The 25,970-nt window shown below is 62.9% G+C and carries 21 protein-coding genes; 11 read left to right on the top strand and 10 right to left on the bottom strand.

Annotated features, from left to right (window positions below; all coding sequences use genetic code 11):
* On the bottom strand, positions 1-788 hold a 788-nt coding region (nusA, locus tag QZ964_RS18000), incomplete at its 3' end, for a transcription termination factor NusA (RefSeq protein ID WP_292533264.1).
* A gap of 2 nt (positions 789-790) precedes the next feature.
* Complete coding sequence (rimP, locus tag QZ964_RS17995) at positions 791-1,537, bottom strand: ribosome maturation factor RimP (protein ID WP_292533262.1); 747 nt, start codon at positions 1,535-1,537, stop codon at positions 791-793.
* 325 nt (positions 1,538-1,862) lie between these two features.
* On the opposite strand from rimP, the gene QZ964_RS17990 reads away from it, so the two are divergent.
* Together QZ964_RS17990 and QZ964_RS17985 are read left to right on the top strand one after the other, a co-directional pair.
* Entirely contained in the window at positions 1,863-3,902 is a 2,040-nt protein-coding gene (locus QZ964_RS17990; protein WP_292533261.1) for a glycosyltransferase family 2 protein, read from the top strand.
* Between the two features lie 174 nt (positions 3,903-4,076).
* Entirely contained in the window at positions 4,077-5,381 is a 1,305-nt protein-coding gene (locus QZ964_RS17985; RefSeq protein WP_292533259.1) for a hypothetical protein, read from the top strand.
* Here the strand turns inward: QZ964_RS17985 and QZ964_RS17980 are convergent.
* The 3 genes from QZ964_RS17980 to QZ964_RS17970 are packed head-to-tail and all read right to left on the bottom strand — an operon-like array spanning position 5,369 to position 8,456.
* Positions 5,369-6,448, bottom strand: a complete 1,080-nt coding sequence (locus QZ964_RS17980; protein ID WP_292533257.1) for a hypothetical protein — start codon at positions 6,446-6,448, stop codon at positions 5,369-5,371. The two genes, QZ964_RS17985 and QZ964_RS17980, sit on opposite strands and share 13 nt — an antisense overlap.
* 60 nt (positions 6,449-6,508) lie before the next feature.
* Positions 6,509-7,810, bottom strand: coding sequence for a hypothetical protein (locus tag QZ964_RS17975; protein WP_292533255.1), 1,302 nt, complete (start codon positions 7,808-7,810; stop codon positions 6,509-6,511).
* Positions 7,803-8,456, bottom strand: a complete 654-nt coding sequence (locus QZ964_RS17970) for an ABC transporter ATP-binding protein (protein WP_292533253.1) — start codon at positions 8,454-8,456, stop codon at positions 7,803-7,805. Before QZ964_RS17970 ends, QZ964_RS17975 begins: the two co-directional genes overlap by 8 nt.
* A 193-nt stretch (positions 8,457-8,649) precedes the next feature.
* Between QZ964_RS17970 and QZ964_RS17965 the strand changes: the two genes are divergently transcribed.
* Positions 8,650-11,157 carry a rhamnan synthesis F family protein gene (locus QZ964_RS17965; protein WP_292533251.1) on the top strand — a complete coding sequence of 836 codons (2,508 nt, stop codon included), beginning with the start codon at positions 8,650-8,652 and terminating at the stop codon, positions 11,155-11,157.
* On the opposite strand, the gene rfbA is transcribed toward QZ964_RS17965, so the two are convergent.
* The 4 genes from rfbA to rfbB are packed head-to-tail and all read right to left on the bottom strand — an operon-like array spanning position 11,100 to position 14,534.
* A complete protein-coding gene (gene rfbA, locus QZ964_RS17960) occupies positions 11,100-11,987 on the bottom strand; it encodes a glucose-1-phosphate thymidylyltransferase RfbA (RefSeq protein ID WP_292533249.1) in 888 nt (295 codons plus the stop codon). The genes QZ964_RS17965 and rfbA overlap by 58 nt on opposite strands.
* 11 nt (positions 11,988-11,998) lie before the next feature.
* Positions 11,999-12,880 carry a dTDP-4-dehydrorhamnose reductase gene (gene rfbD / locus QZ964_RS17955; RefSeq protein ID WP_292533267.1) on the bottom strand — a complete coding sequence of 294 codons (882 nt, stop codon included), beginning with the start codon at positions 12,878-12,880 and terminating at the stop codon, positions 11,999-12,001.
* A gap of 9 nt (positions 12,881-12,889) precedes the next feature.
* Positions 12,890-13,441 carry a dTDP-4-dehydrorhamnose 3,5-epimerase gene (rfbC, locus tag QZ964_RS17950; protein ID WP_292533265.1) on the bottom strand — a complete coding sequence of 184 codons (552 nt, stop codon included), beginning with the start codon at positions 13,439-13,441 and terminating at the stop codon, positions 12,890-12,892.
* Between the two features lie 19 nt (positions 13,442-13,460).
* Positions 13,461-14,534, bottom strand: a complete 1,074-nt coding sequence (rfbB, locus tag QZ964_RS17945) for a dTDP-glucose 4,6-dehydratase (RefSeq protein ID WP_292533247.1) — start codon at positions 14,532-14,534, stop codon at positions 13,461-13,463.
* Between the two features lie 264 nt (positions 14,535-14,798).
* On the opposite strand from rfbB, the gene QZ964_RS17940 reads away from it, so the two are divergent.
* Positions 14,799-16,805, top strand: coding sequence for a hypothetical protein (locus QZ964_RS17940; protein ID WP_292533238.1), 2,007 nt, complete (start codon positions 14,799-14,801; stop codon positions 16,803-16,805).
* A gap of 170 nt (positions 16,806-16,975) precedes the next feature.
* Here QZ964_RS17940 and QZ964_RS17935 read toward each other — a convergent pair whose 3' ends face one another.
* Positions 16,976-17,491: an ABC transporter permease gene (locus QZ964_RS17935; protein WP_292533237.1), complete on the bottom strand. Its 516-nt coding sequence runs from the start codon at positions 17,489-17,491 to the stop codon at positions 16,976-16,978.
* Between the two features lie 314 nt (positions 17,492-17,805).
* Here QZ964_RS17935 and ppsA point away from each other — a divergent pair, with 314 nt between their 5' ends.
* The 7 genes from ppsA to QZ964_RS17900 all read left to right on the top strand — a co-directional run.
* Positions 17,806-20,277 carry a phosphoenolpyruvate synthase gene (gene ppsA / locus QZ964_RS17930; RefSeq protein WP_292533235.1) on the top strand — a complete coding sequence of 824 codons (2,472 nt, stop codon included), beginning with the start codon at positions 17,806-17,808 and terminating at the stop codon, positions 20,275-20,277.
* A 103-nt stretch (positions 20,278-20,380) separates the two neighbouring features.
* Positions 20,381-21,451, top strand: coding sequence for a sodium:proton exchanger (locus tag QZ964_RS17925; RefSeq protein ID WP_292533234.1), 1,071 nt, complete (start codon positions 20,381-20,383; stop codon positions 21,449-21,451).
* Positions 21,452-21,613: 162 nt separating this feature from the next.
* Positions 21,614-22,105, top strand: coding sequence for a cupin domain-containing protein (locus tag QZ964_RS17920; protein WP_292533233.1), 492 nt, complete (start codon positions 21,614-21,616; stop codon positions 22,103-22,105).
* Positions 22,106-22,340: 235 nt separating this feature from the next.
* Complete coding sequence (locus QZ964_RS17915; RefSeq protein ID WP_292533232.1) at positions 22,341-22,496, top strand: DUF3309 domain-containing protein; 156 nt, start codon at positions 22,341-22,343, stop codon at positions 22,494-22,496.
* Positions 22,497-22,544: 48 nt separating this feature from the next.
* A complete protein-coding gene (locus QZ964_RS17910; protein ID WP_292533230.1) occupies positions 22,545-23,687 on the top strand; it encodes an HlyD family secretion protein in 1,143 nt (380 codons plus the stop codon).
* Positions 23,684-25,273, top strand: coding sequence for a DHA2 family efflux MFS transporter permease subunit (locus tag QZ964_RS17905; RefSeq protein WP_292533228.1), 1,590 nt, complete (start codon positions 23,684-23,686; stop codon positions 25,271-25,273). The genes QZ964_RS17910 and QZ964_RS17905 overlap by 4 nt, the downstream gene beginning before the upstream one ends.
* 190 nt (positions 25,274-25,463) lie before the next feature.
* Positions 25,464-25,970: DUF992 domain-containing protein (locus QZ964_RS17900; protein ID WP_292533226.1), on the top strand; the 507-nt coding region annotated here is incomplete at its 3' end.

Genomic DNA, 25,970 nt, shown 5'->3' with positions numbered 1-25,970 from the left:
ACGCGGGAGCCGCGCATGCCGACGCAGGCGCCGACCGGGTCGATCGAAGAATCGCGCGACACCACGGCGATCTTGGCGCGCGAGCCGGGATCGCGGGCCACCGACTTCACCTCGATGACGCCGTCATAGATCTCCGGCACTTCCTGCTTGAACAGTTTCGCCATGAATTGCGGATGGGTGCGCGACAGGAAAATCTGCGGGCCGCGCTGCTCGCGGCGAACGTCGTAGACATAGGCGCGAACCCGATCGCCCGGGCGGAACATTTCGCGCGGGATCATTTCGTCGCGGCGGATGATGGCTTCGCCCCGGCCAAGATCGATGATCACATTGCCGTATTCGACGCGCTTCACGACACCATTGACGATTTCGCCGATGCGATCCTTGTATTCTTCATATTGGCGGTCGCGCTCGGCCTCGCGCACCTTCTGCACGATGATCTGCTTGGCCGACTGAGCCGCGATGCGGCCGAAGTCAAATGGTGGGAGCGCTTCCGAAATCCAGTCGCCGGCCTGCGCCGCCGGATTGCGTTTGCGCGCCTCGGCGAGCGAAATCTGCGTCGCGTCGTTTTCGACGTCGTCGACGACGAGCAGCAGCCGCGAGAATCGAACTTCGCCAGTCTTGGCGTTGATCTCGGCGCGCACTTCAGTCTCCTGGCCGTAGCGCGAGCGCGCCGCCTTCTGCAGCGCGTCTTCCATCGACGCGATGACGATCGATCGATCGATCGATTTTTCGCGCGCGACGGCGTCGGCGATCTGCAAAATCTCAAGTCGGTTGGCGCTAACCGCCATCGTCATTCTCCCCTCGAACGGCCAAAGGGCTTGGGTTTGCCGCCGGCCTTCTTGAACTGGGTTTGAACGCCGGCCGGAGCCAGCGGTTTTGGTTTTTGTTGCGCGGGTCCGCGAAAGCGTCCCGGTCCACGACGCGGGCGCTCCTCCGTCTCCGTCGCATCTTCAGATTGGTGATGCTTGCCGGCGCGAAGCGATTCGCGGATCAGCGCCTCGGTCAGCACCAGCCGGCTTTCGTCGAGATCGGCGAGCGGCAGCGACACGGTTTTTTCCTCGTCCGAGCGCGCATCCGTGCGCTCCAGCGCAAGCAGCGCGCCCTGACCTTCGCCTTCGACGCCACGAATGATTCCGCGAAAGCGCTTTCGCCCGCTTGCGAGCGGATGCGTCAATTCGATCTTGGCCTCATGGCCCATGGCGCGCAGAAAATCCGATAGGCGCACGAGCGGACGGTCGACGCCCGGCGATGAAATCTCCAGGCGATACTCGTTGGCGATGAGATCGGCGACGTCGAGTTCCGGCGACAGCGCCTGGCTCGCCGCCTCGCAATCGTCGATGGTCATCGTTCCGTCCGGACGCTCCGCCATGATTTGCAGGATCTGTGCGTTTTGCTGCAGGAGCCGGACGCGCACGACGCGGTAGCCCAGTTGCGCCAGCACCGGCGCCGCAAGATGCGCCACGCGCGCGGCGACGCCCGTGTCCGTGACCAGACGCGGTTCGTCGAGGGTTGCGATGGCGTCGGCGCCTTGCGTCAAGCTTTGCCCTTTAAGCTCTCGGCCGATCAAAACAAAAAGAGCGGGCCCCCGCAGGGGCCCACTCTCAATCGGCGATCATCCGAGAATGATCGTTATGAGATGAAGTCGGACCTTATATGGCAGGAGAAACTCGGAAAATCAAGAAAAACCGTCGCTGCGCAGCCGTCGCGCCGAAGCGAACGCCGCCGACGGCGCAGCGCCCTGAATTAATGTCAGCTTTTACGAGATTTGACGCAAGAGCGCTTATTGACCTCGCATCGATGCGCCCATAGGTTCCGGCGAGTCTGACGCTGCTCATCGATCGCCGTCGTTCGGGCGCGGCGCAATGCGACGTTTTGGAGATCATTATCAAAACGCGATTTTCCTCGAGGGCGATCGCCGTCGACTTCATTCGATTTCGCTTGCGCGCTCGCGTCAGGCTGAGGCGCTGAATTTGCCGCCGTTGGACGCCGCCAGCGACGCCCTCGCCCTGGACGCCGCGCGCGACGTTCGGCGCGACCAGGAAGGCTTCTTCGCGCTGTCGCAGGAGCCGTGGCTGCGCTTTTGCGACATACAGGCGTTTCCTGCCGGCCAATTCGTCGAGCTTCGCTATGCGGCGAGCTTTTACGACGACCCCGTGCGGCCAATCCTGCGATTCTGGCTTGGCGAGAAATTCAAAGAGCACATTCTTCCAGGACCCTGTGAAGGCGTCGGCGTCTGGATCGGACGCGTGCCGCGCGAGACGCGCGAGGTTTGGATCAGCCCGACAAATCGCGCCGGCCCCTTTAACTTCCGCATATTGAGCGTGCGTCCAGTGAGCCGCCTCGATGCGCTGCGTAAAGCGGCGGCGGCGCCCAAGCGCCTGTTCTTCGCGCTTTCGGCCGCCACGGTCGGGCTGACGGAGGAATCAGAGCTTAATTGGCGCTGGGCCTTCGGCGCCGCGCCGATGTCCGCCTACCCTTCGTGGCGCGCCGCACGGATCCGAGAGAGCGACCCCGCCTTCGATCGGCCCCGCAGCGAATGGAAGAACGGACCGAGAGTGGTCGCGCTCGTCGATGAGCATGGCGCGGCGCCGCAGGATATTGAAACGACGCGCGCCAGCCTCGCGGCGCAGACTTATTCGAATTGCGTCTTCTGCACGAAGGCGGGCGACGCCCGGATCGACGCGCGCGATTTCGTCCTGCCGCTCGTCGCCGGAGATCGGCTGGAGCCTTACGCCTGCGCCTGCTTCGTCGAACATTTCGCCCGCCATCCGCAACACGCCATTGTCTATGCGGATGAAATCGTCGGCGACGGCGACGCCTTGCGGCCGCGCTACAAGCCGGGCTGGAGCGCGATGCTTCATCGCTTCGAAAATCACGCCGGCCGCGCCGCCTGTTTTCGCGCAGGTCTTTTGGCCGAACATTCTCGCTGGCGCGACGCCGCGCCCGACGAGCTGATCGATGCGCTGCTGTCCGGCGCGAAAGACCAAGAAGTCGGCGTGCTGCGCCGGCCCCTGTTTCGCCTCGCGCGCCCGACAAAAGCGCGGAGCACGACGATCGACGCCATATTCCATGGCGGGGCGCCGGCAGTTACCGTCGTCGTTCCGACGCGCGACCGCGTCGACCTACTCGCGCCTTGTCTCGACAGTCTGCTGCGCAAGAGTTTCTATCCCCAGTTTGACGTCATCGTCGTCGACAATGACAGCGTCGAGCCGCACACGCAGGCGTTGCTGCATGCGCAGCAAGCGACAGACGCCCGACTCAAAGTCCTGCACAAGCCGGGCCCCTTCAATTTTTCCGCGCTCTGCAACGCCGGCGCGCGGACGGCGCGTGGCGACTTTCTCGTGTTCCTCAACAACGACACCGAAATCGTGACGCCGGACTGGATCGAGCGGCTGCTCTATTTTGCCGCGGCGCCGGATGTCGGCGCGGTGGGCGCGAAGCTGCTGTATCCCGGCGGGCGCGTGCAGCACGTCGGCGTCTTGCTTGGAATGGGCGGCGTCGCAGGCCATTTTGGCGCCGGCGTCAGCGAAGACGACAAAGGCTGGATGGACCGCAATGTCCTGCCGCATAACGTCTCGGCCGTGACCGGCGCCTGCATGATGATCGAAAGACGCAAGTTCGAGGCGGTTGAGGGCTTCGACGAGGTCGAGCTTCCTGTCGAACTCAACGACGTCGACCTCTGCCTGCGGCTGGCGGCGTGCGGTTGGCGCACGATCTGCAATACGCAGACGACGCTGATCCACCGTCAGTCCGCGAGCCGCGGCGGCGGCGCGCTGCGTTTGCAGCGCGTCTACGAGACCGAGCGCCGCGCCTTCTACGAGCGCTGGCGCGGGGTCATTCGCGACGATCCGCACTTTCATCCGGGGCTGTCGCTTTTCGCTAATAGTGAAGCTCTACCGTGACCTTAGGCGCTTGCGCCCGAGCCTCGAGCCGCTTAATTTGCGGCGCGGGAAAAAATTGTCTGCTCCGCCCGAGTGATGGAGCCGCTAGGGAAGACCGACCCGTCGACGCGCTTAAGCGATTCAGCCTCAGTTAATATGCCGAGCGCCTTAACCAAGTCAGCGACTTGAGGGTAGATGAGCACGCATCGGGCTCCCAGAGCGCGTAAACTAACTGAAGTCATCGCCACCGCGCAGAACGTGGCGCGCTTCTCGTCGACCAAGGCTGTCGAGATTCTTGCGCCGCTGACGGCGAAGGACGCCGCGAGCCGCCTGCCGACGCTTATTCGCGAAGGCGTCGAAGGCCTGGCGGAGACGCTCGCGACCGCCAGGGCGGGCGCGGGCGGCGGACTGTTTGGCCGCAGCTTTATCTACGCCGTCGTTCTGCCGACCGTCCTGTTCTGGCTTTACGCCTGCTTCTGGCAATCCGAGCGCTATGTCGCCGAGACGCGACTGACCGTGCGCGCCCAGCACGAAAAGAAAACGGGGACCGACGCGGCGTCGATGATCAGCAAATTCACGGGAGGCGGCGCCGATGCATCGTCGCAGGACGCCTTCATCATCCTCAATTACGTCAAGAGCCGCGCGATCGTCGCCGATCTCGGCGGCCGCGACTATATGGAGAGAAAGTTTTCGCGCGCCGGCGTCGACTATTTCTCGCGGCTGGGCCGGAACGCCAATGCGGAAGAAGTCTGGAAATATTGGCTGAGCCATATTTCAGCCAGCGTCGACACCCTGTCCGGCATTTTGACCATTCACGCCGACGCCTTCTGGCCCAAGGACGCGCTCGACGTCGCGCGCGACATCGTCAGGCTCAGCGAACAGCTGGTCAACAAAATAACGCTGCGCAATCGCAATGACGCCTTGAGCCGCGCCGAGCTCGAAGTGACGCTCTCGCGCCATATGCTCGCTGACGCGCGCGAGAAGACGCTTCAATTTCGCAACAAGAATATCCTCATCGATCCTGGCTCGCGCGCCACAAGCATCGGCGAACTGATGGGGAAGCTCACTCTGGAGCGCATCGATATCGTCAACGCGCTTTCGACGTTTTCGTCATCGCTCGACAACGACGCGCCGAGCCAACGCCTGCAACGCTCGCGTCTCGCCGCGATCGACCACCAACTCGGAGAGCTGAAGAAGAAGCTTGCGGACACGGGGGCGGCCGACACAGTCTCCGCGCAGATCGCTTCCTATGAGCGTTTGAAACTCGACGAACAATTCGCTGAAAAGCTCTATTCGATCGCCCAGACTTCCTATCACCGGGCGCGACAGGAGCTTGCGAAGCAGCAGCTTTATCTCATCACCGTCGTCGAACCGACCCTGCCGGAATCGGCCACCTATCCCAAAGTTACCGTCAACACCTTGCTGCTGTTTTGCGGGCTGCTCGTGGCCTGGGCGGCGATCTCGCTGATCTTCGCAAGCATCGAGGATCACATGGTCTGAGTGTCGCGCGCGATGTGCCCGGAGTCGTCGGAAAGCGCCGATACAATCGATTCCTCGGCGAACGAATATAACGCTAGGTCGTCTTCGAGAAGGTCGGCGACAAGGCTGATGCGCGACAATCGATCGGCGAGCGCGCTGATCGACGGGTGCACCACCGGTTCATAGTCTCCGGTCAGGTCATGGCCAAGCATCCCCGCGAGCAGCGCGCTGAAATCGCGAAAGCGGCTCCGCACCCCGACGACATCCATCGACGCGAGGTTTTCGAGCGCAGCCGTGACATGACGCCGCTCCGGCGCTTCACCCGGGATGCAGCCGAACATTCGCGTCATCGGGCTTACCAGCGCCTCGCGCTCCTCGTCGGTCACGTTGCGGAATTTTGCGAGCATCCCTTTCGAGTTCTCGAACGATATGTCGCTCACGAATTTGGTCAGCGCCGTCAAGCCGGTGAACAGCAACGGCAGCATACGGGCGGAATCCGATTTCTGGATCAGGCTGAGGATCACCAGGCGCTGCGCCAGCTCCTCGAACGGGTCGCTCAACAGCGCCGCCGTTGTGAATTGCGCATTCGAAAGAAAGTGCGAATAGCGCGGGAAGCTGGAGCGCCCTGACATGAAGATCGACTTGTTGAAACTATTGTTAATGAGCACGAGCATCGTCTCGAAGCCGTAGCGCTCCGTCGACGGATAGGTGAGTGTGAACAGATTTTTCGATCGACCGCCCAATTTCTCGATCGGACGAATCGAACTGTCGAATAGGAAAAATTTTCGCTCGATGTGCTTTCCCTCCTTAAATCGCCGATAGATCAGAATTCCGGTGTCGGCTTCGAGCAGTTCGATATCCTCGACGCCGGGCAGACCCTCGACGATCGTTTCGTCGATCCTAAAGCCAACGAGGCCGGTGGCGTGAACGCCAAGGTTCAGCACGTCGGGACGCTCGATGGTGGCCACGATTTCAATGTCTTCTTCTCCCGGCCTGCGCACCAGGATCTTCGGAACGGCGGAAGGGTTGTCCGGCGCGAGCCAGCCGGCAATCGCGTTTCCGTCGTCGGAATCAATGTGGAAGAACACGAACGCTCCAATCGAACATGCGCGCAGCCGAAGCGCGCCTCGGCCCCACGACGTCGCGACCTACTTCGCCATATGGTCGCGAACGAGAAAGGCCACGGCGACGAGCGCAAGCCAGCCGATTGTCGCCGGGGCGACGATAATCGCCCATTCCATGCAGCGCCGCGGATAGAGAGACTTTTCTGCGAGCGTCGGGCGCAGGAAGGAAACGAGATAGGCGCGCTGCGTCTCCAGATCGACGCGCGCGCTTTCAAAACTCGACGCCGCGAGCGCATATCTTTGCTGAGCGAGGGAAAGTTCGATCTGATGCCGGGAGAGGACGCCGGCGTGCTGCGCGAGAGAGTCTGTCGCCCTTTCGCCGCCGCCTGCGATTTGCGTCGAATAATCGTCAATCTGGCTCTTGAGGCTCTGAACCCGTGCGTTGAGCAGCCGCGCCTGAGGCGAGCCAGAGGTCTCCGCGTCGCTATGCAGCGCAAGGTCCTCCTGCGTCCGCGCGAGCTCAAGCCGCAATGTGGTGATGATCTTGTTGATCGCCTCCGCCGCGGCAGGCGCGTCGAGCACGCCCTCGGCGTTGCGCGCATCGCGCATGGCGCCTGTCGTATTCTTCAGTTGTTCTTCGGCGCGCGTCAGCTCGGTGCGCGCCTGCGTCAGCGCATCGCGCCGGGAGCGCGTCGACATTTCATTAACCAGCCGTTCCGAAAGTTCGGCGACGTTCTGCGAAATGGCCAGCGAATCGCGAGGCGTAAAGGCGCGCACGTTAACGGAGATGATGCCCGACATCAGGTCGATGCTGGCGTCGACTCGCCGTTTCCAATATTTTTCCAAGTTCTCGACGGGATCATCCGGATCGAAGCTCGAAAAATAATCGACGCCGGGCCGCGAAAACATCGCGCGCAAGCCGATCTTCCTGTCGAGCGCTTCAACCATCGACCGGCTGCGGATGAAATTGACGAGAACCTGCGCGTCCTGCATCTGCTGGGACGCCTGCGAACCGATGCCGCCGCCGCTCAAGAGGTCAAGGGTGGACGCTTCGCCGGCGCGCAGCGCGAATTTTGTCTCGGTCACATATTGTTTGCTGGCGATCAGCCCCCAATAGATCGAGGCGACGAGGAACGGGGCGATGACAAAGGCGGCGAAGCTGGCGAGGACGCCGAGACGGAAGGCGCGATCGCCGCGGCGCGCCGGAAAGCCGCCGCCGCCGGTGATGACTCTCGTCGGCGCACGCGATTTGTTCGCCGCCCTACGCAGCGCGAGGGCGATTGATTTCGCCTTCAAGCTCGCATCCTGCGGGCTCAGCGGGGACCGCTCGGGCTCCGCGAGCGTGACCGATATCTTCGTCTGCCGTGCGTGAATGGCTTCAGGCATTGAGCTTCTTATAAAGTTCAATCGCTTCGTCGAGCTTGGAGAAGACGTGTATTTGTCCTCCCGCCAGCACCATGCCGCGATTGCAATATTGCTGAACTGTCGTCATGGCGTGCGACACCATGATAACGTCCGCCGTACGCCGGCGCTTGGAGAACTCGTCTTGGCACCGCGCCGCAAAGCGCGCGTCGCCGACCGCCGTGACCTCGTCGATGAGATAGCATTCGAAATCGATCGCAAGCGACAGGCCAAAGGCGAGACGCGCCAGCATGCCGGACGAATAGGTGCGTATCGGGGCGTCGATATAGGCGCCGATCTCGGCGAAGTCCTCAACAAAGGCGATGACCCTGCGCGCATCCTCTCCGTAGACTCGCGCGACGAATTTGACGTTTTCGCGCCCACTGAGCATCGGGTGCAGGCCGCCGGCAAAGCCCAACGGCCAGGAGACCCGCGACGAACGCACGATCCGGCCGCCGTTGGGCAGTTCGGTGCCCGCCAGGAGGCGCATAAGGGTCGATTTGCCAGCGCCATTGACCCCCAAAATTCCATAGCTGCGGCCAGCCGCGAAATCGAGGCTGACATGATCGAGCACGACCTTTCTGTGGCCGTGCGAGCGATAATATTTAAAAACATTGTCAAGCTTAATCATGATTCCCGAGCGGCGGACGGTCGAGTTCCGTCCCCTTTCCCCAGGCGCAGCCCCAGCGCGCCGCGGGCTTTCGTTACGCCGGATTTCTGGCTAAGTCATGGCGAGGCAACCGCTTTTCGATTAAGCGGCTGGGGTTGAATTTTTTTAAATTCCATCGCCCCGGATCGCCGAAGCTCGACTGAAAGGCGCCCGAATGACGGACAGGAAATCCGAAACCAGGCTGCAGTGGGCGCGCCGCCATCTGCGCAATGGCTACATTATCCTGACGACGAGGGGGACCGTGTCGCTCTACGGCGCAGCGATGCGCGAGCTCGCGAAACTTGTCGATTCGCCGGTCGGCGTGTTCCTCGCGCCGCGCGATCTTCTCCGCGACGGCCCGCGCTTCCTGCGCGAACAGGGTTGGCGCGCCGCCTGCGGCGCCGTGTTGCGCCAGATCGCCGCCCAATACGATCCCCCGCTGGGTCGGCGGCGCAATCCGATCAACGACCCGCTGCGGCAGGCGGCGATCAGCTATTATTACACCTACGAACTGACCAAGCCGGATGGGGTCATTCCGTCCCGCCGCCCGGTCAATGAAATGGATTTCGCGCTCGAAACGCCGTTCGCCTATGACGCTTCCCCCAAGCGCGCGCCTGCGATCGTCGCCATCGTCCACGCCTTCTATCCGGACGTGCTGCCGCTCGTGCTCGAAAAGCTGCAAAATGTCCCCGGCGCGCTGGATCTTTGTGTGTCGACGGACACCGAGGAAAAGAAACGGGCGGTCGACGAGATCTGCGCCGAGTGGCGCAAGGGCAAGGTATTAACGCGCGTCTGCCCGAATCGCGGACGCGACATCGCCGCCAAATTCTTCGGCTTTCGCGACGTCTACGCCAGCTACGAACTATTCGTCCACCTCCACACCAAGCGCTCGCCACACGGCGGCGAGACGCTGGCGCGCTGGCGCGATTATCTCATCGACAATCTTCTCGGATCCGAGCGCATCGTGCGCTCGATTCTGTCGCTGTTCGACGATCCAAAGCTCGGCGTCGTCTTTCCGCAGCACCTCTTCGAACTGCGTGGCATTTTGAATTGGGGCTGCGACTATGATCTGGCGCGAAACCTTTTGAAACGGATCAACGTCGAGATCGACAAGAATCTCACGCTCGAATTTCCCTCCGGCTCAATGTTCTGGGGAAGAACCGCCGCGTTTCGTCCGCTGCTCGACCTCGAGATCGACTTCGCCGACTTTCCGCAAGAGAGCGGCCAGGTCGACGGCAGCCTCGCCCACGCCATCGAGCGATCTGTGCTGATGATCGCCGAATCGCGCGGCTTCGAATGGCTCAAAGTCGCGCAACGCGAGCTCTATCCCATGGGACACACGCTGCTGCCCGTACACAGCGCCGAAGACGTCGCCAAGCATCGGCTTAAGGTGTTTCAACCTGCGCTCTCGCGTGTCGACTCCAATTTTCATCCCTATGCGACATTGATCGCCGAGACGCGGCCGCTACTCTCCTACCCCTCGCGCAACGAGCGGCCGCGCCTGACGCTGCTGACCCCCACCGTCAATCCGCAGCAGACCTTCGGCGGGATCGCCACCGCGATAAGGCTCTTTTCGGCGCTGCTCGCCGAACTCGGCGACGATTTCGACGCGCGCATCGTCGTGACCGACGCCGACATCGAATCCGAAGCCTATGCGACGCTGCCCGGCTATACGCCGGTTCCCTATGCGGCGAGTCTCGATGTCGAAAAGGCGGCGCTCGTCGACGCCAACGAGCGCGAAGGCGGCAGGCTGAACTTGCGCGCCAACGATATTTTTTTCGCGACGGCCTGGTGGACGGCGGAATTCACGCTCGCCATGGAGCGCGACCGAACCCGCTATTTCGGCGGCGCGCGACCGTTCATCTACCTCATTCAGGACGACGAGCCGAACTTCTATGGCCGCGGCGCGAAGTCCTGTCTTGCGGAAGAGACCTATCTTCATGGCGATCAGACGATAGCGATCGTCAACTCCGAAGAGCTTTTCTCGGTTATGATCGAGAAATATCGCTTCCGCGACGCCTATTACGTTCCCTACGAGCTAAACGAACGCATTCGCGAGCGGCTCGCCAGCGTTCGGCGAGAACCGACAATGCTGGTTTACGGCCGGCCGGCCGTGGCCCGCAACGCTTTCGAGCTGATTTGCGCTGCGCTGGTCATTTGGCAGCAGCGGGATCCGATTCGCGCCAGCCGCTGGAGCATCGTTTTTCTGGGCGAAGATTTTCCTGAGTCGCTCATCTATCCGGTGCAGAATGCGACCATCGGCGGAAAAGCCCGTCTCGAAGACTACGCCGACTATCTCAATCGCGCGCTCGTCGGCGTTTCGCTGATGGTCTCTTCGCACCCGAGCTATCCGCCGCTCGAGATGGCGGAAGCGGGTCTCGCGACGATCGCCAACCTTTTCGCGGGAAAGGATTTGCGCCGCCGGTTCGACAACATTGTTTCGCCCGCCCGGCTTGATCCCGCATCGCTTGCCGATGTGATCGAGGACACGGTCAGGCGCATGGAGCCGTTCGTCGGCGCCATCGTTGCGCGCCAACCTCACACAGCGCCGTCGGCTGATGCAACGCGGCTCTTCGACCCCGAAGCGGTCGCCGCTGAGCTGCGCGGCGCCGTGGCTTCGCCGCTCTATGCGACTGGCGAGAACTCACGCTCTGTCTCGGCGAGCACCTGCGAAATATATTGACCATAACCGCTTTTGGAGAGTTTTGACGATGCGGCGCGCGCCTGGGCGGCGTCGATCCACCCGGCGCGGAAGGCGATCTCTTCGAGGCAGGCGACGCGCTGTCCCTGGCGCTGCTCGATCGCGCGCACATATTCGCTCGCTTCGATCAGCGCCTCCGGCGTGCCGGTGTCGAGCCAGGCGTATCCTCGGCCCAGTCGGGCGACCTGCAGTTCGCCGAGCTCCAGATAGATCCGGTTGAGATCGGTAATCTCCAATTCGCCGCGCGGGGAAGGCTTCAGTTGCGCCGCGAACTGCGATGCGCGTTCGTCGTAAAAATAGAGACCGGTCACCGCCCAATTCGATCGGGGCTGCGGCGGCTTTTCCTCGATCGAGATCGCGCGGCCGGATGCATCGAATTCGACGACGCCGTAACGCTCCGGATCACGCACATGGTAGGCAAACACCGTCGACGCGCTGCGCGACGATTCGCTCAGCGCGTCCGGCAGCCCATGGCCGTAAAAAATATTGTCGCCGAGGATGAGCACCGAACGTCCGCCAGCTACGAAATCGGCGCCGATGAGATAGGCCTGCGCCAACCCCTCCGGCCGCGGCTGCACGGCGTAAGACAGCGACAGGCCCCATTGCGCGCCGCTACCGAGCAGCCGCTTGAAGGAAAGCAGATCCTCTGGCGTGGTGATGACCAGGATTTCGCGCACGCCGGCCAGCATCAGCGTGCTGAGCGGATAATAGATCATTGGCTTGTCGTAGACGGGTAGCAATTGCTTCGACGTGACGAGCGTCATCGGATGAAGCCTTGTGCCGCTGCCTCCGGCGAGAATGATGCCGCGCATGGGAATCCTGTTCAGTGTGGAAGCAATCGGGCGACGCAGGCGTTCAGCGAGTCGCGCCAATTCGGCAGCGCGATCCCGTAATTGGTTTTTAGCTTGGCGTTGTCGAGCCGGGAATTCGCCGGCCGGCGGGCCGGCGTCGGATAGTCGGCGGTGGCGATGCGCTTGACGCGGACGGGCTTGCGGCCTTGCGCCGCCGCCTCTGAAAAGATCGCTTCCGCCATATCGGCCCAGCTCGCTTCGCCCTGGCCGGTCATGTGGAAAACGCCACGCAAGCGGGTATCGGAATCATCGACCAGCCTTTCGGCGATCGCCAGCAGCGCGTCGGCGATGTCGAGCGCGCTCGTTGGATTGCCGATCTGATCGGCGACGACGCCGATTTCATCGCGCGTTTCGCCGAGACGCAGCATCGTCTTGACGAAATTAGCCCCAAATGGGCTGTAGACCCAGGCGGTGCGCAAGATGACGCAATTGTCGCAACGCGCGGCGATCTGCTTTTCGCCCTCAAGCTTGGAGCGTCCATAGGCGCCGGTCGGGCACGGCTCGTCGTCTTCGCGATAAGGGCGATCACCCTTGCCGTCGAAGACATAGTCGGTCGAAAGATGCAGCAGCGGCACCTTGAGTTCGGACGCGGTTTCGGCGACGTAGCCTGCGCCCGCGCCGTTGACGCTCATCGCCAGCTCCGGCTCGCTTTCGGCCTTATCGACTTGCGTGTAGGCGGCGGCGTTGACGATGGCGTCGCAGCGCACGCTGCGCAACGACGCGAGAACCACGTCACGTGAGGAAAGATCGAAACGGGGACGGCCGAGCGCGAGCATTTCGACGCCGTTAGGCGCCCGCTCGATGAGAGAGCTGACGACCTGGCCGGTGAGTCCGGTGACGGCGATGCGCTTCATCTTGCCCACTTAAGCGAAAACCTCCGGCAGGTCGCGCAGCCGCGGCCACTTGCGATCCTTGTCCGACAACACGGCGCTTTCGGCGGCGACCGGCCAGTCGACGCCGATGTCCGGGTCGTCCCAGGCGACGCCGCAATCATGCTGCGGCGAATAGAAGTTCGTCACCTTGTAGATGACTTCCGTGTCCGGCTCTAGCGTGACGAAGCCATGCGCGAATCCGATGGGAATGAGCAACTGCCGCCAGTTCTCCCGTGAAAGCTCGACGACGACGTGACGTCCAAACGTCGGCGACGACCGCCTAAGATCGACGGCGACATCGAGAATGCGGCCGCTGATCACGCGAACGAGCTTGTCCTGCGCGAACGGCGGCGCTTGGAAATGCAATCCGCGCACTGTGCCGACGTCGCGCGACAGCGAATGATTGTCCTGGACGAAGTCGAAATTCAATCCGGCGTTCGCCCAAGTCTTTTCGTTGTGCGTTTCGCAAAAAAAGCCGCGCCCGTCGCCGAATATTTTAGGCGTAATAAGCTTCAGCCCCGCAAGCTCCAGATCTTCGAACAAACCGTCCCCCAATTGCGCTTCAGGCGGCGGCTTCTTCTTGATCGGCAAGCAGGCCGAGGCGGTCGCCACGATATTTGCCCGAGCGGATCGCCTGCCACCAGTCCGGATTGTCCAGATACCAGCGCACGGTCTTGCGAAGACCGGTTTCGAACCGCTCGGCCGGCCGCCATCCGAGTTCGCGCTCGATCTTCGAGGCGTCGATCGCGTAGCGCAGATCATGGCCCGGCCGATCAGCGACAAAGACGATAAGGTCGCGATGCCGTCCGTCCCGCCGCGGGCGGAACTCGTCCATCAGTTCGCAGATCGCTTCGACGACGTCGATGTTGCGCCATTCGTTGCGCCCGCCGACATTGTATGATTCGCCGACCGCGCCTTCCCGCGCCACGCGCAGCAGCGCCGAGGCGTGATCCTCCACATAGAGCCAGTCGCGCACATTCTCGCCGCGGCCATAGACCGGCAGCGGCTGCTCCTCGATCGCATTGATGATGGTGAGCGGAATGAGCTTTTCCGGAAAGTGATAAGGACCGTAGTTGTTGGAGCAATTGGTGACGATCGTCGGAAGCCCATATGTATGGCGCCAGGCGCGAACGAGATGGTCCGAGCCGGCCTTCGACGCCGAATAGGGCGACGTGGGCGCGTAGGAGGTATCTTCGCGGAAGAGACCTTCCGCGCCGAGCGCGCCAAACACTTCATCGGTCGAGATATGCATGAAGCGGAAGTCGCGGGCGCGAGCGCTGTCGAGCCGGCGCCAATAATCGAGCGCCGCCCGCAGCATGACGAAGGTGCCGACGATATTGGTTTCGATGAATGCGGCCGGCCCGTCGATCGAGCGATCGACATGGCTCTCGGCGGCGAGATGCATGACGACGTCGGGCTGAAAATCGGCGAAAGCGCGCGCGACCGCGGCGGCGTCGCAGATATCGGCCTGCAGAAAAGAAAAACGTGGACTGTCGGCGACCGGCCGCAGCGAGGCGAGATTTCCGGCATAGGTGAGCTTGTCGAGCACGAGAATCTGATCGACGCCCTTGCGGATGGTCGCGCGCGCGACCGCCGAGCCGATGAAACCCGCGCCTCCGGTAATCAATATTTTCATTAAAGCCCCGCTTTTGGCTATGGCTGCGCTCTGCAATCCTTAAAGCCTCGTGGCGAAGGCAAAGGTCGGCGCAGCTGCCGTTTACGCGCACTATGTGGCGGAACAACGTCATGGCTTTGCAGAAGAATTTGGCGCAGCCCCGAGCGAGACGGCGCGCCTCGCGGCGCTCGCCGAATAATTGCGCAACCGCTGTCGGGGCGGATATGCTGCCGTTGACTTCAGCTTCGCATGGCGGCGCCATGCCAACCTTGGGCGCGGCCGTCAATGTGGAGGGAGCAGTTCGATTATTTCTGGGACGGGCGGCGAAGACTGGCGATTGGCTGGTTCGACGGCGCCGATCGCGCGACCGCAGCGGGAGCTCGGCCGGAGCTCTGGGTCTTCTCGGCGCGCGATGAGCGATTTACCAGCGCGCCCGCCCTCGTCGACGTTATCGACGCCGCGCGCTGGCGCTCGCGCATCATCGTCATTGACCTGCCGCCTGACCACCGATTTGTCCGGCTGACCGCCGCCGATGGCGCCGAACTCATTTTGGCGCTCGCCACGGAGCGCGATCTGGCGCAAGGCGCGGATTGGCGCTTGCTCCTGACGATGCTACCTGACGCCGGCGGCGCTGACCCGGTCGCCTTTCGACTGGCGGCGTTTCCGGCGCGCGGCGACGTCGAAAGGCTGTCGCGCGAGCAGACTGCGGCGGCCGGCGCAAGGCTGGTCTGGGCGATCGGCCAGCGCCGCGCCGTCGAACGCGCCGACAACGCCGTCGTCATCCGCCTCGCGCCGGCGCGCCGCATTTTCCCCGCCTATCAGAGCAGACTCGTCCTGGAGGCGGCGCCTTTCGAGACCTCGGCGCCAGGCGACGGGCGCGAGGCGCCTTTCGCCATTATGGAGCATTGGCTGCGCGAGTCTGGTTCGCCGCGCGTCATCCTTCGCCTGCGCATTCCTGATTCGATTGAAGAGAGCGCCACATTGCTCGGCCGATGCAGCGTGGCGTTGGCGATGAACCAGCGCCAGCGCCTAAAGGGCTGGACGCTCGATCAGCGCGCGGCGGGGGAACCCGCCGTCGATCCGCTCGCCTTCGAGGACCTGCGACAGGCGACGGGCGAGCCTCACGAACATCCTGACGCCGCGGAAACGGCGGAGCCGGTCGCCGTCGGCAATCTTCTCTCGTTGCTCATCGATCCTGAAGAGGCGGAGGTCGATGGAATCACCCTGCGCCGTTGCCGCGAGAAAAGCGCGCCCGGCATGGGCGAGACCGTCGAGATCGAATTTTACGGCGCCGCGCTTGGCGACGACGTCGGCCTCGTCTGTCCGGCCGCGGGGCCCGGAGACCTGGGCGTCGCGCCGGTCGATCCGGGCGGTCCCGCCTATGTCCGGCTGTTTCGCGTCGAGGGCGACGGATTGGCGCCGCATCGCCCGATGGGCGACGAAGCGCTTGTCGACGAGTTCATGCGCCGCGCCGCCGACGCCGCACGCGCCGCGACCGGCGCCGCCGCCCGCGCCGTGGCGGAACGAGCTGCGGGGCTGCGAAGCCGGAGCGACAAACTTGTCGCGTCGCTGAACGGCGCCCTCTCACGCGCGGAGGTCGCCGCCCGCTTCGAGCCGCCCGGCCTGTGGGATACGTTAGAGCCTCTGGCGCAGGCGAGTTTCGCCGCGCTTGCCGTCGACGCGACGGGGCCGGCCCGCGCCCGGCTGCGGCAATTCGGCGGCTACGGCGCTTTTTGCGCCGACCCGGCGCTGGCTGCGGCGATTGTGCATGGCGGCGAATTCGCGCAATCCGTGCGGCCTTTCGCCGAGGCCGCGGGCGCGCCCTCTCTCCTTACCCGCTATCTTGACGCCTGCGGCGCGCGCGGCATGGCCCCCACGGGGATTGACGCCCGGCAAGAGGCGCGGCTCATGCGCGCGCTGTCGAAGGAGCCGGACGCGGCAGCGCTGCGCGAAGCGCGCGTCGCTCTGGCGATCGACGACGGCGTCCGGCGCGAAGCGGCGCACGCGGCGCGCCTCATCGGCGACGCCGCCGCGGTCGAACGGGCGCAGGCGCATTTTGCGGAAGCGGGCGCGATTGAGGCCGCCGACATGCTCGACGCCTATCTCGACCTGCGGCGCGCCGGCGGCTGGGCGCCTGCGCATGAAGCGCCGACGCTCGCGGCGCTCGTCACGCGCGCCGGCCTCGAACTCGACGCCGAGCGGCTCGAAGCCGAAAGCGCTACGCAAGCCTCTCAGGCCGTGGCGAGCCGAAAGGGACTGTTCGCGGCGATGCGGGGATTCTTTGGCGGCTGAACGTTGAGCGGCGGCCGAAATGAAGCGGCGGCGCCTGCTATGTCCCTCAACGCGCGAAGGAAACGCGCATATGCACAAATTGAGGAGGCGCCCGACAGCGGCCCCCTAAATTGAGCCGCCTTCGGGCGATTCCGCGCAAACCAGCGCGATCTATGCCGCAGATTCGCCTGTCAGGCGGCCGGCTGCTTGGCCTGTTCGGCGACCTTGACCGGAAGCTGCGTTCGAATGGCCTCGACGATCCGTTGAACCGCGGCGTCCGCTTCACCGGCCCGCTTTTCCGCGGCAAGCGCGCGCTGTTCCATGGCCGCAAGCTCAGCCTGCCCTGCCGCCAGCAGCGACTGTAGCGTCTCGACATCGTTGCGCGTCTGAACGAGCGCCGCGGAGAGTTCGGCGGCTTCGGCTTCCGATTTGCGCAGCGCCGCTTCAGCGCGGTCGCCGCGCTCTTCAGCGCGCTCCAGCTTCTCTCTCACCGTGTTCGCGGCGGTGTGGGCGCGCGCCACCGCTTGAGAGGACTGCTTCTCAAGCTCCTTTATCGCCGCGGCGGCCTGGGACACGAGGTCCAGCGCCGCCATGGCGTCATCGGGCGCGCGGGGCCGTTGACGGGCCGGATAATTCGGCGCCGGGGGCCTGTTCTCCCCTCTCGGGATGATTTCGTCCATCACCTGATCCAGATCCAGCGAATCCATTAGCGCCTCCCACCATCGCATGACCTGGGTTCGGCCAGCCGGTTGCTCGGATTCCCATTATGGATAAGAATCCGGCCAAATCTCGACGGTTAGATCAAAATTTGGCCGCGGCGAGCGGGGTAAGCGTTTTTCATAGGACAGAATCGGCCTCCATAAGCCACTGCTTAAGCCAATACGATCGCCAATGCGACCAAAAACACGCCCGGCGCCCACAAATTCTGCGCCTGTGCTCATTATCGCCGCGCGCCTGCAATAAATGTGGCGCAATAGGCTCAACGCCCTCCCGCTCGGACCTCAACCAATAAGAGCTCATCATGAATAAAACGGCCGACTCCGCCATTTCCCGAGAAGAACATCCGCCGCATCCGGCGTCCGGGCGGTTTATTCGCTTTTTCGGCGAGGTCGGCATCGCCGACGTGCCGCTCGTCGGCGGCAAAAACGCCTCGCTCGGCGAAATGTACCGGGAGCTGACGGCGAAGGACATTCTCGTGCCCAATGGTTTCGCCGTCACCGCCGAAGCCTATCGCTATACGCTCGACCGGGCAGGCGCCTGGTGCGCCCTCAAGGCGGCGCTCGACGGATTAAACCCGTCTGACGTCGACGATCTCGCAAAGCGGGCCGCGCTCGCCCGCGAGATTATCTACGGCGCGCAGACGCCGCCCGATCTCGAAGCCAACATTCGCGACGCCCTGGCCCGCCTCACGCAGGAATATGGCGCCGATCTGACGGTTGCGGTGCGCTCTTCGGCGACGGCCGAAGATTTGCCGAGCGCGAGCTTCGCCGGCCAGCATGACACCTATCTCAACGTGCGCGGCCCCGCGGCGGTTCTCGACGCCGTTCGTCATTGCTTTGCGAGCCTGTTCACCGACCGCGCCATCCGCTATCGCATCGACAATGGCTTCGATCACTTCAAGGTGTTCAACTCGGTCGGCGTGATGAAAATGGTGCGGTCGGACTTGGCCGCGTCCGGCGTCGTTTTCACGATCGACACCGAAAGCGGATTCGAAAACGTCGTCTTCATTACCGGCGCCTACGGTCTTGGCGAGAACGTCGTGCAGGGCGCTGTCGATCCGGACGAATTTTACGTCTTCAAGCCCACCTATCGGCAGGGCAAGCGCGCCATCTTGAAGCGTGCGCTCGGCGCAAAAAAAATCAGGATGGTGTTTTCCGATCGCGGCAGGGCGACGACGCGGAATCTTCCGACCGACGTCAAGGAAAGAGAAAAATTTTGCATCTCCGACGAAGAGGCGCTGACGCTGGCCGGACAGGCGATGGAGATCGAGGATCATTACAGCGCCAAAGCCGGCGCACGCCGTCCTATGGACATCGAATGGGCCAAGGACGGCGTCGACGGCCGGCTTTATATCGTGCAGGCGCGCCCCGAAACGGTCGCCTCTCGCCGCGACCAAAACATCGCCGAAATCTACAAGGTGACGAAGCACGGCGCGGTGAAAATCGAAGGACGCGCGGTCGGCGCCAAGATCGCCAGCGGCAAGGCGCGGGTGATCGAACACGCCAATGCGCTCTCGACATTCGTTCCAGGCGAGATCCTCGTCGCCGACACGACGTCGCCCGATTGGGGGACCGTGATGAAATCGGCCGCGGCGATCGTGACCAATCGCGGCGGGCGCACCTGCCATGCGGCGATCGTCGCGCGCGAGCTTGGCATTCCCGCGATCGTCGGCACGGACGCGGCGACGCGCCTCATCCGAACCGGCGACCTGATTTCGGTGAGCTGCGCCGAGGGCGACGTCGGAAAGGTCTATGAAGGCGGCATCGAGTTTGAGGTGGAGCGCGTCGATCTTTCAACTCTGACGAAGCCCGCCACCCATGTGATGATGAACGTCGGCAATCCCGATATCGCTTTCGGCCTTGCGGCGTTGCCCAGCGACGGCGTCGGCCTTGCGCGCATGGAGTTTATCATTGCGGACTCGATCAAAGCGCATCCGATGGCGCTCGCGCACCCCGAGCGGCTTGAACCGCGCGAACGCGCCGAAATTGCGCGGCTGACCGCCAATTATCCGAGCCCTGGCGAATTCTTCGTCAAGCGGCTGTCGGAAGGGGTCGGCGCGATCGCGGCGGCGTTTTATCCCAAGCCTGTCGTCGTGCGCATGTCCGACTTCAAGAGCAATGAATATGCATCACTGCTCGGCGGCGAGATCTTCGAAGCTCATGAAGCCAATCCGATGATCGGCTTTCGTGGCGCCTCACGCTATGCGCACCCCGCCTATCGGGACGGCTTCGCTCTGGAATGCGCAGCGATGATCCGCGTGCGCGACGAGATGGGCCTGACGAACGTCAAGCTGATGATTCCCTTCTGCCGCCGTATCGAAGAAGCGGAAAAGGTCATTTCTCTGATGCGCGAGCTTGGTCTCGAACGCGGCAGGAACGGGCTCGAAATCTACGTGATGTGCGAAATTCCAAACAACGTCTTGCTGGTCGATCAATTTTCCAAGCACTTCGATGGATTTTCGATCGGTTCGAACGATCTGACGCAGCTGACGCTTGGCGTCGACCGCGACTCGGAAATCGTCGCCTTCGACTTTGATGAACGCGACGAAGGCGTCAAGGAGATGATTCGTTTGGCGGTCGAAGGCGCCCGACGCAACGGCCGTCACTGCGGAATTTGCGGTCAGGCGCCCTCGGACTATCCCGACATTGCGGAGTTCCTGGTGAGCCTCGGGATCGACTCGATCAGCCTTAACCCCGACACGGTCTTGCAGACGACAAGACGCATCGTCGAATTCGAAAAGCGGCTCGGCAGAGCGCCGAGAAAGACGGATTGATCGGCGGGCGCAGCTTTAGATTGAATGAGATCATCAGTCCCGCTCGGCGCCCGCTTAAGGCGTTGATCGACTTTGGCGCGCGTCGCCGAGCAAAGGAAAGCAAATGAACGCAGCTGCCAACCGGAAAGTCCTCGCGACGATGGCGCCGGCGGCCGGACTTGTCGGAGTCGCAGCAGCGCTGCATTTTGCGCAAGCCGGCTCGATCGTTAACTTCATCGCCTCCACTCTGGCGCTCGCATCCGTCGCGTACGTGATTGGCGAAGCCACCGATCAACTTGGCAATCATCTCTCGCCGGCGGCGACGGGCATTGTTCAGTCGGCTGTCGGCAATCTGCCCGAACTGTTCGTCTGCATCTTCGCGCTCAGGGCCGGGCTGCTGACCGTCGTGCAGGCTTCGCTGATCGGCTCCATTCTGTCGAACGCTCTCTTGGTTCTCGGGCTCGCCTTTGTCGCCGGCGGCTGGCGGCTCGGCGTTCTTCACTTCGAAAGTCAGTCGCCGCGAATGATCGCGACGCTGTTGCTGCTGGCGGTGTCGGCGCTGGTGCTGCCGACGCTCGCTCAGGAATTGCATTTGCCGAGCGGCGCGCATGAGCAGGGGCTCGCCGTCGTCTGCGCAATTGTGCTGCTGTTCGTCTTCATTGTGCTCACTCAAGCCATGCTTCGTCAGGGCCAGCGTGCGCTGCCGGCAGAGACCCATGCACGCCTGCATGCATGGTCGCTCGGCGCCGCGATCGCGGTTCTCGCCGTCTGCGGCGTCGCCGCCGGCTTTGTGTCCGACTGGTTTGTCGACGCGCTCGGTCCGGCGATCGAAGCGCTTGGCGTCAGCGAAGCCTTCTCGGGTTTGGTCATCGTCTCCCTCGCCGGCAACGCCGTCGAAAATGTCGTTGGCGTTCGGCTCGCGGCTCAGGGCAAGGCCGATCTCGCGGTCAGCGTCATTTTGAACTCGGCGCTTCAGGTCGCCGTGGCGCTTATTCCGATCCTGGTGCTCGTCAGCTTTGCAATGGGCAGCGCGGCGACGTTCACGCTCGCGATTCCGCCGATTCTTGCGGCGGCCTTGTTTCTATCGGTGCTGGTGGTCACGGTGGTCACCGTCGACGGCCGTGCAGACATGGTCGACGGGGCTGCGCTTATCGGTCTTTACGTCATTGTCGCGGCGATCTTCTGGTGGGGGTAGCCCATCCCTGGCGAGAAACTCATGCATTTGAATTCTACGCTTTTTGCGGCGGCGGGGATGAGCGAAGCGGCGCCCGCCCTATATCTCTCGCCCTGAGGCGGCGCGCGAGGCGGCTTTGGCGCCGTCCAGAGTGATAGAACAACGGCGGTTTGGGAGAGACCCATGAAAGCAAGAATAGCGATCGTCGTCGTCGGCACCCTCGCCTGCGGCGTAGCGCGAGGCGAAGCAATCGAAGCGCATCGCGTCTTTCTCCCGCAAGACATCAAGTGGGAGACGGCGCCAAGCTCACTGCCGGGCGGAGCGGAAATGGCGGTGCTGTACGGAGATCCAACCCGCGAGGGCGACTTCGTCGTTCGCATCAAGGCTCCGAAAGGTTATCGCGTTCCGCCGCATACCCATCCAAAGGCGGAGCTCGTCACGATTATCTCCGGCGCGTTCAGCTTTGGCAGAGGACAGGCCGCCGATCGCGCCAGCTTTGAAAAGCTGCCGGCTGGCAGCTTCCTGTCGATGCCCGCGGGCGTGCTGCATTATGTCTTCGTCGACGAAGACTCAGTGCTCCAGATCAACGCGTCGGGTCCCTGGAAGATCGACTACTACGATCCAAAAGACGACCCGCGGCTGAATATCGCGCCTGCGGGAGCGCCCGTGCGCTAAACGGCAAAAAGAAAAACGGCTCGCGCCTTTACATCCGAGGTCGCTAGCCGTTTCGTGTATGGCTTCCGCTTGGCGGCGGTCGCCTATCTTTTTCAAGGTAGGCGCGCCAAATTCGAAGGCAAGCAGGACCGTTCGCGCCATGTCAGCGCGGAAGAAATCCGAGGAACATTATTCCACTATGCGAGTTGCGGACGAAGGGTCGCCCTTGAATGTGCGGCGGCCAAGGAGTCCATCCATGCTCTCGACCGTCCTGATCGTCGTCCTGCTGTTGTTGCTGATCGGCGCGCTTCCGACCTGGCCCTACAGCTCTGGGTGGGGCTATGGCCCCGGCGGCATTGTCGGCGCCGTGCTCGCGATCGTAGTCGTCATGGCGCTGATCGGCAGGCTGTAATGCTTACGGCGTCGGCTCGGCGGCGCCGGACAGGCGCGGGGTTTTGGAATGACCGAGACCAGGACAGCGCCGCTTGAGCGGACGCGCCCGCAACCCCAGAGCGAAGCATCGAGCGCTGCCCCACGGGTCGGATTTGTTCGACGCCATTTGGCGCTGACCCTCACCGGCGCGCTCGTGCTTATTCTCCTCGCGGTTGGGGGATTCGTTTACTGGGACTATGCGTCGCGCTTCGAGACGACCGACGATGCTTTTGTCGATGCGCGACAGTCGTCAATTTCTCCGAAAGTTTCGGGCTACGTCACCGCCGTCGAGGTCACCGACAATCAGCATGTCGTCCCCGGCGATATTATCGCGCGCATTGATCAACGCGATTACCAAATCGCGCTGGCCGACGCCGAGGCGCAGCTCGCCGCCGCGCAGGCGACCGCTAGAAATCTCGACGCGCAAATTGCCGCGCAACGTTCCCAGATCAGCGCCTCCGAAGCCCAGGTGGAGCAGTCACAGGCTGCGCTGCGTTTCGCGCAGCAGGAGGCGACACGATCTCGCACTCTGGTCCAGCGGGGCGCCGGCACCGTGCAACGTCAACAGCAAACCTCGTCGGAGCTCGCCCAAGAACAGGCTCGGCGCGAACGCGCCAGCGACACGCTTCAGGCGACGCGCGCTAAGGTCCAGAGCTTGGAGGCGCAGCCCAAGACCGCAGACGCGCGGATCGCTCAAGCCGCCGCGCAGGTCGATAAGGCGCGCCTCGATCTTTCTTATACCTTGGTGAAGGCCGCCGAGTCGGGCCGCATCGTTCGACTGACGGCGGCAGTTGGCCAGCTCGCGCAGGCCGGCGCGAGTCTCGCCATGTTTGTTCCCGACAACATTTGGGTGACCGCGAATTACAAGGAGACCCAGCTCGACGACATGCGGCCCGGGCAGCCCGCGCAAATGCGCATCGACGCTTATCCGGAACGCGAGTTCACGGGACGCGTCGTCAGCATTCAGCCGGGCTCCGGCACGGCCTTCTCGCTGCTCCCAGCGGAGAACGCCACAGGCAATTACGTTAAGATCGTTCAAAGGGTGCCAGTGAAAATTTCACTGAACGCTCTGCCGCCCGACGTTGTGCTTGGTCCCGGAATGTCTGTTGTCCCAAGCGTTCGCGTGCGCCCACAGCCCTCGATTTACGAACGGCTGAAAGGTCGGTGGTGAGCGTCGCTGACGAATTTGGCGCCGCCGCCGCTTCAGCAAGAGCGCCGGATTCCCCTAATCCCTGGTTGATTGCCGTCGTCGTCTCGGTCGCGACCTTTATGGAAGTGCTGGATACGACCATCGCCAATGTCGCCCTGCCCTATATCGCGGGCGGCTTGGCCGTTTCGCCCGACGAGGCGACCTGGGTGGTGACGACCTATCTTGTCTCCAATGCCGTCATCCTGACAGCGAGCAGCCACCTCGCGAAAGCGCTTGGCCGAAAACAATTTTTTCTCATCTGCCTCGCGCTGTTCACCGCAAGCTCAATATTCTGCGGCTTTGCGTGGGACATTCGCTCGCTGCTTTTCTTTCGAATTCTTCGAGGGCTGGGCGGCGGCGGCATGGTGCCCGTATCGCAGTCGATTTTGGCTGACGCTTTTCCACCCGAAAAACGCGGACAGGGGTTCGCGCTTTTCGGCATCGCGGTGATGGTTGCGCCTGTCATCGGTCCGACGCTCGGCGGCTGGCTTTCCGACAACTACTCCTGGCACTGGTGTTTCTTGATCAATGGTCCAATCGGACTCATGTCGATGGCGATGGTCGCCGTCGTGCTGCGCGAACCGGAGAACAGGCCGGCCGCTCCGCCCTTCGATCTCATCGGATTTGTTCTCGTTTCGACCTTCCTCGGCGCTCTCGAAGTCGTGCTTGACCGCGGTCAGCGTGAAGACTGGTTTGGCTCGAACTTCATCGTGGGATTCGCCAGCCTTTCGGGAGTCGCCCTCGCGCTCATGATCCCATGGGAGGCGACGCGCCAGAATCCCGTCGTCGATATACGGATGCTGGCCACGCGCCAGTTCGGCGCCTGTTTTCTGGTGATGATGGCGGTCGGCGCGGTTCTCATCGCAACCACGCAGATCTTGCCACAACTGTTGCAGCTTTCGTTCGGATATACGGCGACTCTCGCCGGCCTTGTGCTGTCGCCTGGAGGGGTGGTCACGATGGCGATGATGATCGTCGTCGGGCGCCTATCGGGACGCGTGCAGCCGAAATATCTGATCATGGCGGGGGCGGCCGTCGTCGCCCTTTCGATCTACAGTCTTACGAGCCTCTATGGCGCTCTCGACTTCTGGTATTTCGCGCGCACGCGCATCTACATCGGGATCGGCCTGCCGCTCATTTTCATTCCCATTACGACAGCCTCTTACCAAGGCCTTCCGCCGGAGAAAACCGACCAGGCTTCCGCTCTCATCAATGTCGCGCGCAATGTCGGCGGGTCAATTGGCGTCTCGCTTGCGCAGAACGTCCTGGCGCACCGAGAACAATTCCACTTGAACCGGTTGGCGGAAAATACCATTCCGTCCAACATCCAGTACCAGGAGGCGTTGCGGCGCGCCACCGACCATTTTCTCGCGCTGGGCGGAACGGCGTCGGAGGCGCGGCGGCAGGCTATCATCTGGATTGGCAGGCAGATGCAGACGCAGGCTTCTTATCTTGCCTATATCGACGTTTTCTACGCCCTGACGCTCGTCGCAGCGATCATCATTCCGCTCGCCTTATTGTTGCGCCGCGTTCATCTCGGCGCGCAGACATCCACGCCGGCGCATTGACGCCAGACGCAAGGCGCGTTTCGCCGGTTTCGTTGCTCCGGCGCGCATTTTCGCCTTCGCCGGGCGCGATTCGCCTGTGCGCAAATATTCCAGCGATCGTTCAACGGGTTCGCCGCGGGGTTACTTTTTGTGTTTTTCGCCATTAGAGTTCCGCCGCGCGGTAGAATTCCGCCAACATAAATGGAGATCAATGATGTTTCGCTTTTCGCTCGGACGCGCGTTTTGCGCGTTGTCCTTCGTCATCGCGCTTGCGCCCGGCGCCGCCAAGGCTCAATCCGTGCAAGTCGGCACTCTTTTTTGCCACCTCTCCGGCGGAGTCGGCATGATCGTCATCGAAAATCAGGCGCTCGACTGCGTATACAAGGACGCGAAAGGCAGCCCGCCTCAGCATTACATCGGCAGACTGACCAATGTCGGCGCCAACATCGGCATTAGCGGTCCGGGCCAGATGATTTGGACGGTTCTCGCAGCCACCAATAGCATCGAGCCCGGCGCGTTGGCCGGAGACTATATCGGCGCGGAAGGATCAGCCGCAGTCGGCGCCGGCGCCGGCGCCGCTGTCCTCGTCGGCGGCTCCAACAAGACCATTTCCTTGCAGCCGGTTTCCGTCTCGCTGGGCACCGGGCTCAATGTTTCCGCCGGCATCGGCAATGTCTCTTTGCAATATATGCCGGTGACGCCGCCGCCGCCGCCGCCG

Source organism: Methylocystis sp. (genome assembly GCF_021731785.1).
Taxonomy (GTDB): Bacteria; Pseudomonadota; Alphaproteobacteria; order Rhizobiales; family Beijerinckiaceae; genus Methylocystis.
The sequence above is the reverse complement of the archived record's forward strand: the minus strand, read 5'-3'. Positions and strand labels throughout refer to the sequence as shown.

Coding starts and splice junctions, on each gene's coding strand:
- QZ964_RS17990 (WP_292533261.1), top strand. CDS start 1,863: ATGCGACGTTTTGGAGATCATTATCAAAACGCGATTTTCCTCGAGGGC.
- QZ964_RS17985 (WP_292533259.1), top strand. CDS start 4,077: ATGAGCACGCATCGGGCTCCCAGAGCGCGTAAACTAACTGAAGTCATC.
- QZ964_RS17975 (WP_292533255.1), bottom strand. CDS start 7,810: ATGCCTGAAGCCATTCACGCACGGCAGACGAAGATATCGGTCACGCTC.
- QZ964_RS17970 (WP_292533253.1), bottom strand. CDS start 8,456: ATGATTAAGCTTGACAATGTTTTTAAATATTATCGCTCGCACGGCCAC.
- QZ964_RS17965 (WP_292533251.1), top strand. CDS start 8,650: ATGACGGACAGGAAATCCGAAACCAGGCTGCAGTGGGCGCGCCGCCAT.
- rfbA (WP_292533249.1), bottom strand. CDS start 11,987: ATGCGCGGCATCATTCTCGCCGGAGGCAGCGGCACAAGGCTTCATCCG.
- rfbD (WP_292533267.1), bottom strand. CDS start 12,880: ATGAAGCGCATCGCCGTCACCGGACTCACCGGCCAGGTCGTCAGCTCT.
- rfbB (WP_292533247.1), bottom strand. CDS start 14,534: ATGAAAATATTGATTACCGGAGGCGCGGGTTTCATCGGCTCGGCGGTC.
- QZ964_RS17940 (WP_292533238.1), top strand. CDS start 14,799: ATGTGGAGGGAGCAGTTCGATTATTTCTGGGACGGGCGGCGAAGACTG.
- QZ964_RS17935 (WP_292533237.1), bottom strand. CDS start 17,491: ATGGATTCGCTGGATCTGGATCAGGTGATGGACGAAATCATCCCGAGA.
- ppsA (WP_292533235.1), top strand. CDS start 17,806: ATGAATAAAACGGCCGACTCCGCCATTTCCCGAGAAGAACATCCGCCG.
- QZ964_RS17925 (WP_292533234.1), top strand. CDS start 20,381: ATGAACGCAGCTGCCAACCGGAAAGTCCTCGCGACGATGGCGCCGGCG.
- QZ964_RS17920 (WP_292533233.1), top strand. CDS start 21,614: ATGAAAGCAAGAATAGCGATCGTCGTCGTCGGCACCCTCGCCTGCGGC.
- QZ964_RS17915 (WP_292533232.1), top strand. CDS start 22,341: ATGCTCTCGACCGTCCTGATCGTCGTCCTGCTGTTGTTGCTGATCGGC.
- QZ964_RS17910 (WP_292533230.1), top strand. CDS start 22,545: ATGACCGAGACCAGGACAGCGCCGCTTGAGCGGACGCGCCCGCAACCC.